Origin of the sequence: uncultured Mailhella sp., assembly GCF_944324995.1 — a bacterium.
GTDB lineage: Bacteria > Desulfobacterota > Desulfovibrionia > Desulfovibrionales > Desulfovibrionaceae > Mailhella.
Genome location: NZ_CALUYL010000008.1, coordinates 86,426 through 96,069 on the forward strand (window position 1 = coordinate 86,426; position 9,644 = coordinate 96,069).

Here is a 9,644-nt window from a genome sequence, read left to right on the forward strand (position 1 = left end):
CTACTTGCCCTTTTTGTCGTTGGAGGAGAACACGGCGTGAACGCGCTGCTTGGGGCTGCCTTCCACCACGCTGCGGTTCTCATCGACGAAGTAGCGGATGACGTTGCCGCGGATGGAGTTGTCGCCGTCGTGCAGAATGGGATTGCCTTCGAGCACGAGCAGATTCTTGGCGGAATAGTAGGTGGCCTTCTGTGCGGAACCCGTCTGCGTGCCGTTCTGGAAGCGCACGTTGCGTTCCGCAACGATGCGGTCGAGATCGCTGCCTTCCATGGCCGACGTGGTGGATTTCTTGTTTTCCTGACCGGCGTTGCCGCGGGACTTGAGGTAGAGGGTCAGGGTTTCCGACCACATCTTGAACTCGCCGCGCACGGCTTCCACGCGTCCCTGAAAGACGACGGTGTTCTTGTCCGCGTTATAGACCATGTTGTCGGCGGTGACGTCCACAGGCAGATTGCTGTCGCCTCCGGGCAGAGGCGCGGCCATAGCGCCGGTCGTGCAGAGCGCCAGGACAAAAAGGGAGAGAAGAAGTTTTTTCATGAATGGCTTTCCTCCTGCGCGGCCTTCGGCGCGGCATCGGATGAAGTATCGGCGTTCGCGGCGGCTCCGTCGTCGGGCGCGGAGTCGGAAGGCGTCCAGCGCATGCGCACGCCCTGGTCGCCCGTGAGAATATTGGTGTTGAGATCCCAGACAAGACGGGTGGCCGTGCCGGAAAGCGTGGGCCCGTCGAGCACGGCCCCTTCGGGGAAGGTAAGCGTGCGGTTGGTGTTCAAAAACACGGCCAGACTGCCGGTGAGCACGTTTTCCTCGTAGGTGGCCTTCACGCTGCCGGACATGGAAATTTTCTGATTGCCGTCCTCCACGCGTCCTACCTCGGACACGGCGTGAATGACGCGTTCCGGCTGATTTTCCGCGCCTTCCAGCATGTAGTGAATGTCGGGATCGCGCACGGTGATGGCTCCGGAATCCTGATTCAGGGTGGCCCAGTCGGCGTTGAGATCAAAGCTCTTGCGGCCTTCGTGGCCCTGGGAGAGAAGAATGCCGCGCACGGCGAGATCCACGGAGTTCTTCACTTCTTCCGGCGGGTCGGACAGCAGCTTGTTCAGATCGGCCGAACGGACCACGTTTTCCATGGCTTCCAGCGTCTGACGGGTCTTCCAGCTCTGCCAGCCGTACCAGCCGCCCCACACGACGGCGCCGAGCACGACGAGCACAAGGGTTCTGCGCAGAGAATCGTTCATATTTTGGCCGGTCCTGTGGCCTTCGTCCAGAGGTCTGCGGGATTTTTTCCGTCCCTGCGGGCGGCGAGCAGAAATTCAACGGCTTCGCGCACGGCGCCTTCGCCGCCCCGGGCGGCGGTGACGTATCTGGCTTCCTTCTTCACCTGCGCCACGGCGTTGGCCACGGCCATGGGCATGCCCACGCTGCGCATGGGATCAAGGTCTATCCAGTCGTCGCCGAGATAGGCCATTTCTTCCTTCCTGAGGCCGTACTTGCGGCGGATGGCTTCGAGCTTCGGCAGTTTGGATTCAAAGCCCGCGTAGTAGTCCTTCACGCCGAGCTGCGACATTCTGGCGAGCACGCAGGGATCGTTTCTGCCGGTGATGATGCCGACGCCGATGCCCGCCAGCAGGGCCGTCTTGATGCCTATGCCGTCCTGTGCGTGGAAGCATTTCAGCGGATGGCCGTTTTCCTGAAAGTACAGCTTGCCGTCGGTGCATACGCCGTCGACGTCGAGCACGAGAAAGCGCACGGCGGCAGCCGCGCGAAGCACATCCTCGCTGACGGACTGACCGGGGAAATTCGGGGAAAGGGGGGAAGAGGACATGTGTTTTTCTCTCGGTAGCGGAATGAGGGAAACATGGTGTTGCCCAGAGAAGGAAAATAGCCCGAAAATTCCTTTCCGTCAAAAAAGGAAACGGGGCGCTCCGGCGCGGAAGGCCGCAGGCGTTCGGCGCGGGCGGGGCGGGAAAAGGCTGATGAAACGGGGCCGGCGTGCCGATGGCGGGCGGCCCGCGCCGGGGAAAGGCGTGGGACGCATCAGACGGAGGGCGGTTGCTTCGGCGCGAAACATGCGCGGCAGGGAGCAGACCCGGCTTGCCAGGGTGGCCCATATTTTTTATGTTCGTAACCTGCGGGCGGCAGGATCGCGCGGCCCGAACGTTCAAGCACGCTCTCCGGGAGAACTTCTATGATTCATTGCGCCGTATGCTTTCACGATTCCGGCTCCATGTACAAAACGGTGTATTGCGCGCTGCTGTCCTGCTTTGAGCACGCCTCGGATCATGTGCATGTTCACATGCTCATAGACGAGTCCGTTGTGCCGTACAAGCACTGGCTGGAAGAGCTGTGCGCCTCGTTTCAGAATCCCGTGACGTTTTATGAAAACGTCGAGGTGCCGGACGACGTCGTCAATATGTTCCCCGGGGGCGTCGTCGGCAACTACACCAGGGCGAGCCTTTTCCGCATGTGTCTGCACGAGCAGCTTCCCGAAGATGTCGAAAAGGTGGTTTATGTCGACTGCGACATCATCTTTGAGCGCGACGTGGCCGACTTGTGGAACATGGAACTCGGCGACGCCTGGATGATAGCCGCGCATGATCCGGAACGGGTGTGGTCGGCGCGCAAGAAGAAATACTACCTCGGCGCGCTGCACATTGAGGAAGACCGCTATTTCAACAGCGGCGTTCTTCTTATGAATCTGAAGGCGCTTCGGGAAGCGTCCAGAGAGGAGAACGTGTTCTGGCGCGCGTATCGCCGGGGAGCCGAATATTTTTCCACGTTGAAGTTTCCCGTTTTCGATCAGGATCTGCTCAACTACATGCTGAGCGGAGATCGGGAAAAGCTGAAACTTGTGGATGCTTCGTTCAACTATGAGCTCTGCCTGTTCGACCGGCGTTTTCTGCGCATGAAGGAACTGGAAGGGAAGATTCTGCATTTCCCCTCTCTGAAGCCGTGGCAGAAGTTTTTCCCGGCTCAGCTGGAATACTGGAAGTATTTCATCAAGTCGCCGTGGCGGGACGAGGCGCTGCCCATGATCGAGGAGCGCATGTTTGACCCAAAGGACAGAATATGGCCGGTGCTGCTCTGGATATGGCGCAGGCACGAGTCGCTGCGCTGGCTGGCTCGACTGCGCGGCGCGCGGTAGATCGAAAGACAGGCAAATAAAAAAACGCCGTTCATGCTTTAGTTGCAGGCATGAACGGCGTTTTTGCTGACTAAACGTGCAGGCTACAGATCGAGAATGACCTTGCAGGCCACGGCCACCTGATAGAGGATTTCGGAAACTTCCTTGACGGCCTGCATGTTCTTGGAATCGACGCGGGGCAGCACGAGAATCTGATCGCCGGGCTGCACGGTCTTGGCTCTCGGCGTGACTTCGCCGTCGGGATGCACCACGAGAAGGTTTTTCGAGTCTGCGCGGTTGCTGAATCCGCCCGCGCTCTTGATGTAGTCGTCCATGTCGCGGTCTTCGTTCCACACCACGGCCTGCGGCATGATGACTTCGCCGCTTATCATGACGACGTCGGTCTTTTCGGGAATGACGATGACGTCGCCGTCTTCCAGGGCGATGTCGGCAATCTTGCCGCCGCTGCCCACCACCACGATGCCTTCCGGCTCCACCTTGCGCGCGCGGTTGATGAAGCTTGAGAGCATTTCGGCTTCCTTGGCGCGTATCTGCGCTTCGTCGTTGCTGGAGGAGGTGGCCGTGTAGGCGTTGTGTTCCAGGCGGTTCAGGGCGTCTTCAATGGCCTTTTTCTGCTGTTTGGCCGTGCTCAGGCGCTTGATGTACAGGCCGGAGAGATTGGCCCGGTCGGGATCCACGGAAATGTAGCTCAGCACTTCCTTGAGGCGGGCGTTGCGGCGCACGGGGAAGCGCGACGAGCCGAGAATGGCGCCCTGCGCTTCCACCATGATGGTGTTGCCGGCGGTGTCGGCCTGAAAGCGCACCTGATCGTCGTTTTCAAGCTTGAGCTTGTTGAATTCCTTGAGCGACAGGTACTGATTGTAAGGCACGCCGTTGCGGAAGCCGGAAATGCTCACGTGGGAGGCCCTGGAATTGGGATCGGCGAGCTGAACCAGGGCTTCGCCGGTCATTTTTCCCTTTTCAAATTCAAAGCGGGCGGCGTTGCGCACTTCGCCGCTGGCGGAGACGGTGGGGCCTTTTTCGCCCACCACGATGGTGTCTCCGTCGTTGAAGCGGATGGAAGGAATCTGTCCGCGCAGGATGAAGGGATACAGATCCGCCGTGGCGAGCTGCTGCTGATTTCTCAGCACGCGGATGTCGCGATAGCTGCCCCGACGGGAGTCGATGCCTCCCGCCTTGTCGAGGAAGGAGAGGATGTTGTCGGACGCCGTGCCCTGATAGCTGCCGGGATGATTGACGAATCCCGTGACGAACACGGAAACGTTCTGGGTGTCCAGCGGACGGGCGTACACCTGCACGTCGCTGATGCCGGAAACGTTCAGCTTGCTGATGATGGACTGCTGAATCTGGGCGGCGTCGCCGCGGGGCAGGCCGAAGAGCGGAATGCTGCCTATTTCGGGCAGATCCAGCGAACCGTTCTGGGAAACGGTGAACACGTCGTCGAGGGTGCGGCTGCCCCACAGGCGGACGAGGATGCGGTCGCCGCTCTGAATGGTGGCCGCGGAGCCGCCGGAGGAAAAGTTGCCCTGAAAGAGATTGCTGCCGAAGGGATGCGGTTCCTGCGTGGAGGGCGTAGCGGAAGAAGCCGAGGCCGTGGCGGTAGCCGTGGCCGTGGCGGTGGCGGTGCTTGCGGAGTCAGCCGCGTAAAGCGGCGAGGAGAAGGCAAGCATCATGACGAGAGAAGCAAGAAAAAGACGCAACATAGTCACCTGCCCGAAGGCTGGAAAATTTCAGGCTGAAAGTTCGGCTGAACGGGGAGCGTCCGGCGACGGAACCTGCTCAGTCAAGGCCGTTGCCCCAGACGCGGGGCATGAGTTCCCATCCTTCGCCCTGACGGCAGAGGACGACGATTTCCGCTTCGTGCGGAGGCTGGCTGACCACGGCGCGGCGGCAGTCGCGACCGGAGGCCGAGGTGAACGAGCCTTCCACCATGACGTCCACGAGGCCGCCGAAGGCGGGGTCGTCGATGGAGGCCTGCGCGCCGGCGTTGTTCATGGAAATGAACTGGGGCACGGGGGAAAGCGGAGTTTCGGGTATGGGAGTTTCGGGAGCGTCGGGCTTTCCGAAAGGATTGGCAAAACAGCCGCTCAGAAGCATGCAGAGAGCGACGGGAACAAGGAAGATTCGCATGGGGCTATCCTTATGAAAAATTCCGCGGATCAGTCCGCAGGAATAATATATGTCCGGGGGGCTTGTCCTGTCCAGAGGGCGCTGTGCGGGAAAAATTCGTGCGCCTTGTTGCAGCGGCGCGCGAAAGAGGCGCGTTTTGCAGAGACGGCCTTTTTCTGCGGATGAAAAAGCCGTTGCGTCCGATGCCGTTTGCGGCGTCGTCGTGAAAAATTTTCGGGCGTTGCGGAGTATCCGGTCATGACGGCGCGGGCGGCCCTTGCGCGAAAGCACGGCTCTGCCGCGAAAAAGGAAGGGCGGACGCCGGATGTCCGGCGTCCGCCCGAATCGGCAGGGATCAGTGCTTTTTTGCCTTGTCGATGCAGTACCAGTTCCAGGCGTCGCGGATGATGTCCTGAACGTTGGAGTGTTCCGGCTTCCATCCGAGAACGCTGAGCGCGCGCGAGGCGTCGGCCACGAGACTCGGCGGGTCTCCCGCCCGGCGGGGGCCCGTGGCGCAGTGCAGGGGAAGGCCGGTCGTCTGTTCCACGGCGTTGAGAATCTGCCTCACGGAAAGGCCGGTTCCGGTGCCGAGGTTCAGGGAAAGGCCCGAGCCGTCCGCCTCCTGGAGCAGACGCGCCGCGGCGCTGATGTGGGCCGAGGCCAGATCGCTCACATGAATGTAGTCGCGTATGCAGGTGCCGTCCGGGGTGGGGTAGTCGTCGCCCATGACGCAGAAGTCGGGAAGGATGCCGTCCGCGGCCATGAGCGCGCGGGGAATGAGATGGGTTTCCGGGCTGTGACGCTCGCCGGTCTCGCCGTCGGGATCGCCCCCTGCCGCGTTGAAGTAGCGCAGCGCCGTCCAGCAGAGGCCGTGGGCGCGGGCGAAGTCGGCCAGCATCTGTTCCATGAACAGCTTGGTTTCCCCGTAGGGATTGATGGGCGACGCGGGCGCGTCTTCGGTGATGGGCATGGTTTTCGGCGTGCCGTACACCGCCGCCGAGCTGGACACCACGATGTTGCGGATGCCCGTGTCGCGCATGGCTTCAAGAATGTTCAGCGTGCCGCCCACGTTGTTGCGGAAATACTTGCCGGGATTCTGCACGGATTCCCCCACCAGGGAGAAGGCGGCGAAATGGAGAATGCCGTCGGGACGCGTTTCGCGCAGACACGCGCGCAGGCGCTCGCCGTCGAGAATATCGCCCTCGACGAGCGGGCCCCATTTGACGAGATCCCTGTGACCCGTGGAAAGATTGTCGTACACGGTGACGCGGTGGCCGGCTTCGGCCAGCGCCTTGCTGGTGCAGCTGCCGATGTATCCGGCGCCGCCGATGACGAGAATGTTCATGCCTGTCTCCAGAAAAGCGGGACGGCGAAAAAGGCCGTGATCCCGAACCCGTGCGGTCGGCGGGCGTCGGCGGAATCCGGCGCGGTCGGCTCGCAAGTTCCCCGGAGCATAGCCTGAGAGGGGGCGAAAGAAAAGGGGAAGTTGCGCTTTCCAGGTTCTGCCGTCCGCGGAAGGCACGCCCTTTGAGGCCTTTTCAGGCGTAAAGGCGCGAGAAGCGGCGCGGCCTTCGGTGCAAAAGGTCGGCGTTTTCTGCCCCTTGCCGCCGCACGGCCTTGCCTTGCGCAACGGGCGCGGGCGGGATCAGTCGGCGCTCAGCGCTTTTTCTATGTTCTGCGCCGTGCTCGACGCGCCGCCGAGGCGAGGCGCAAGCCATTCCCGGAAGCGCGTGCGCACGGACATCCTGTCGCGGGTGGAGGCGGCCTGTTCGAGCATGATGTCGATGACTTCCTTCGGATGATGCGCCACACGCAGAAGTCCCGCCTGCTCCAGCGACGGCATGGACGGCTCGCCGGTGCCCATGGCCCAGAGAAAGTTGTGCGCCGAAGGGCCGATGCAGGGAATGCGTCCGGCGGAGAGGGCTTCCAGAAAGTTTTGTCCGCCCTGACCGAAGCTGCCTCCCACAAACACGGCGCGCGCCGCGGCGTAGAGCTTGGGCAGATCGCCGAAGCGGTCCCACACGAGCACGTGCCTGCGCGGCAGGCAGCGGCCTGCGGGCATTTCCGAAACCAGCACGGGCATGAGCGCCAGATCTTCCAGCACGCTTTTCCACGCGGCCACGCGGTGCAGATGCCGGGGCACGACGACCACGGCCGCGTTGGGAACGGCCTTGTACAGGCGCGCAAGCTGCCCGGGAATGCGCGTTTCCTCGCACTGACGCACGGAGGCGAAGAGAAACACCGGGCCGCTCACGCTGAAGCAGTGATTGTGGGCGGGCAGCGGCGCGTCCAGAGCGCGGGAGGCAAGATCGAACTTGATGTTGGGCATTCTGTCCACCGCGCAGGGGAAGATGCGGCGGAAGGCCTTTTCGTCGTAGCGGGAGATGGCGTGTACGGCGACGGGCGAAATTTCCGCCATGAGCGAGGAGAACAGACGGCCGAAATGCGCCGTGGAACTGTTGATGCGACCGTTGAACACCTGCACGGGAATGCGTTTTTCCCGGCAGGCGGCCAGAAGACCGGGCCACAGTTCGGTTTCCAGAAGCGCCACCATGCGCGGCGAAGCAACGGACAGCGCGCGACGCACGATGTCGGGATCGTCGAAAGGCGCAAAGCGCACGACGACGCGAAGCGCGGGATGACTTTGTTTCAGGTTGTCGAGAGCCCGTTCCGCAACGTCGCGGCCCTGCCTCGTCCAGGTGGTGATGAGCACCCGCAGCGTGGAGGAGGGGGAAAGATGTTCGCACACGGCCACGGCAAGGCGGGCTTCGCCGCCCGACGCGGCCTGAAGCCAGAGATCGACGGCGTGTCCGTCTGTGGAGGCGTATTCCGGGGGAAGCCAGTCGTCCGGGGCCAGCCGTTCCTTCCACCCGTCGGAGAGGCGTGAGCTGCGCCTGAGCAGCGGCCGCGCCATCTTCCAGAGAAGACGGTACGCGCGGAAAAACGGACGGGAGAAAAGATCTGCTGCCATAAAATCCCCTTTTTTTCACTATGCTACAGACGGACGGGCCATGCAAGATACCTGCGGCAAAGAAAAAAACGGCGGGAGAGACCGCAGCAGAGCAGTCTCTCCCGCCGAAAGGGCGCACGAGGCGGGGCGTTTTCAAGATTTCAGAACGCCCCGCGCGTCGCAGACCGGCGCATGCCGGCGCAACGGTTAGAACTTGTCTTCGTCGCCGCGCTTGCGCAGCGCGGTGTGGCCGCCGGCGGAGTTCACGGTTTCAATGCCCATTTCGCGCAGCTTGAGCTGAGCTTCGTAGGCGCGGGTGCCGGTGTTGCACACGAGGGCCACGGGGCGGTCGGTGGGAATCTCCTTCTTGGCGCGGGCGTTGAATTCTTCCAGCGGCAGGGAGAGGTACTGACCGGGATGACGTTCTTCGATGGGCTTGCCGGCCTTGGCGGGACGGATGTCCACGAAGAGGTAGTTGTTTTCGTCGCGATGATCCCACAGATCGACGAATTCGTCGGGGGTGATCATGTGATGATAGCCGTTCACCACGTTGTCGGCCACGTTGCCCGCGGCGTTGATGACGTCCATGGCGGAGGCGAAGGGCGGCGCGTAGCAGACTTCGAGGTTGGAGAGATCGTTCAGCGTGGGACGGGAGACCTGAAGCATGGCGGCCACGGCGTCGGTGCGGGCCTTCACGGCGGAGCCGTCGGTGCTCATGCCCTGAATGCCGAGCACGCGGCGGGTCTGCTTGTCCACCACCACGTTGATGCTGGTGTTGGTGTGGCCGGGATAGAAGTGGGCCTTGTCGGAGCCTTCCATGCTGACTTCGATGGCGTCGAAGCCGGCCGTGCGGGCCTGATGCAGGGTGAGACCGGCGCCGGAAGCGTACATCTTGTTCAGCTTCACGCACCAGGAGCCGACCACGCCTTCAAAGGTGGCCTGACCGCCGGCCAGGTTGGTGCCGATGACGCGGCCCTGTCTGTTGGCCATGGAGCCGAGGGGCAGATAGGAAAGATCGCCGGAAATGAGGTTGCGGACCACCACCACGTCGCCGCCGGCGTAGATGTCGGGATCGGAGGTCTGCATGTGGGTGTTCACCATGATGCCGCCGCGCGGATGGCAGGCGATGCCGGCGTCGGAGGCGATCTTGGAGTTGGGCGTTACGCCGATGGAGAAGATGACTTCGTCGGCTTCGATGGTGCGCTTGTTGGTCACCACTTCGCACACGGCGCCGTCCTTGCCCTTGAGTTCCTTCACGGCTTCGCCTGTGAGCACGGTGATGCCCAGATCTTCGAGGTCGTGTTTGGCCATCTGGCTGAAGTTGTAGCACAGCTGGGCGGGCAGCACGTGATCGACCATTTCAATGACGGTCACCTTGATGCCCCACATGTCGGCCAGAGCCACGGCCATTTCCAGACCGATGAAGCCCGCGCCGATGAT

At 62.2% G+C, this 9,644-nt stretch carries 9 protein-coding genes; 1 reads left to right on the forward strand and 8 read right to left on the reverse strand.

Translation table 11 applies throughout. The features are described 5' to 3' along the window. The 3 genes from lptA to Q0K02_RS05240 are packed head-to-tail and all read right to left on the reverse strand — an operon-like array spanning window position 1 to window position 1,825. The gene (lptA, locus tag Q0K02_RS05230; protein ID WP_294485696.1) at window positions 1–537 is read right to left on the reverse strand and encodes a lipopolysaccharide transport periplasmic protein LptA; all 537 of its coding nucleotides are present in this window, start codon (window positions 535–537) and stop codon (window positions 1–3) included. Continuing rightward, on the reverse strand, window positions 534–1,238 hold the full coding sequence (gene lptC, locus Q0K02_RS05235; protein WP_294485698.1) for an LPS export ABC transporter periplasmic protein LptC: 705 nt from the start codon (window positions 1,236–1,238) through the stop codon (window positions 534–536). Before lptC ends, lptA begins: the two co-directional genes overlap by 4 nt. After that, entirely contained in the window at window positions 1,235–1,825 is a 591-nt protein-coding gene (locus tag Q0K02_RS05240; RefSeq protein ID WP_294485700.1) for an HAD hydrolase family protein, read from the reverse strand. The genes lptC and Q0K02_RS05240 overlap by 4 nt, the downstream gene beginning before the upstream one ends. 363 nt (window positions 1,826–2,188) lie before the next feature. On the opposite strand from Q0K02_RS05240, the gene Q0K02_RS05245 reads away from it, so the two are divergent. Next, a complete protein-coding gene (locus Q0K02_RS05245) occupies window positions 2,189–3,145 on the forward strand; it encodes a glycosyltransferase (RefSeq protein WP_294485702.1) in 957 nt (318 codons plus the stop codon). A gap of 83 nt (window positions 3,146–3,228) precedes the next feature. On the opposite strand, the gene Q0K02_RS05250 is transcribed toward Q0K02_RS05245, so the two are convergent. The 5 genes from Q0K02_RS05250 to Q0K02_RS05270 all read right to left on the reverse strand — a co-directional run. After that, entirely contained in the window at window positions 3,229–4,848 is a 1,620-nt protein-coding gene (locus Q0K02_RS05250) for a polysaccharide biosynthesis/export family protein (RefSeq protein WP_294485704.1), read from the reverse strand. A 76-nt stretch (window positions 4,849–4,924) separates the two neighbouring features. Then, on the reverse strand, window positions 4,925–5,275 hold the full coding sequence (locus Q0K02_RS05255) for a DVU3141 family protein (RefSeq protein WP_294485706.1): 351 nt from the start codon (window positions 5,273–5,275) through the stop codon (window positions 4,925–4,927). 334 nt (window positions 5,276–5,609) lie between these two features. Further along, window positions 5,610–6,599, reverse strand: a complete 990-nt coding sequence (galE, locus tag Q0K02_RS05260) for a UDP-glucose 4-epimerase GalE (RefSeq protein ID WP_294485707.1) — start codon at window positions 6,597–6,599, stop codon at window positions 5,610–5,612. Between the two features lie 300 nt (window positions 6,600–6,899). Beyond that, window positions 6,900–8,225, reverse strand: coding sequence for a glycosyltransferase N-terminal domain-containing protein (locus Q0K02_RS05265; protein WP_294485709.1), 1,326 nt, complete (start codon window positions 8,223–8,225; stop codon window positions 6,900–6,902). Between the two features lie 186 nt (window positions 8,226–8,411). Further along, window positions 8,412–9,644 (reverse strand): FAD-dependent oxidoreductase (locus Q0K02_RS05270; protein ID WP_294485711.1); only part of this gene is annotated, 1,233 nt, incomplete at its 5' end.

Bases quoted from the DNA above. Each gene is read 5' to 3' on its own strand.
- lptA (WP_294485696.1), bottom strand. From the start codon at position 537: ATGAAAAAACTTCTTCTCTCCCTTTTTGTCCTGGCGCTCTGCACGACC.
- lptC (WP_294485698.1), bottom strand. From the start codon at position 1,238: ATGAACGATTCTCTGCGCAGAACCCTTGTGCTCGTCGTGCTCGGCGCC.
- Q0K02_RS05240 (WP_294485700.1), bottom strand. From the start codon at position 1,825: ATGTCCTCTTCCCCCCTTTCCCCGAATTTCCCCGGTCAGTCCGTCAGC.
- Q0K02_RS05245 (WP_294485702.1), top strand. From the start codon at position 2,189: ATGATTCATTGCGCCGTATGCTTTCACGATTCCGGCTCCATGTACAAA.
- Q0K02_RS05250 (WP_294485704.1), bottom strand. From the start codon at position 4,848: ATGTTGCGTCTTTTTCTTGCTTCTCTCGTCATGATGCTTGCCTTCTCC.
- Q0K02_RS05255 (WP_294485706.1), bottom strand. From the start codon at position 5,275: ATGCGAATCTTCCTTGTTCCCGTCGCTCTCTGCATGCTTCTGAGCGGC.
- galE (WP_294485707.1), bottom strand. From the start codon at position 6,599: ATGAACATTCTCGTCATCGGCGGCGCCGGATACATCGGCAGCTGCACC.
- Q0K02_RS05265 (WP_294485709.1), bottom strand. From the start codon at position 8,225: ATGGCAGCAGATCTTTTCTCCCGTCCGTTTTTCCGCGCGTACCGTCTT.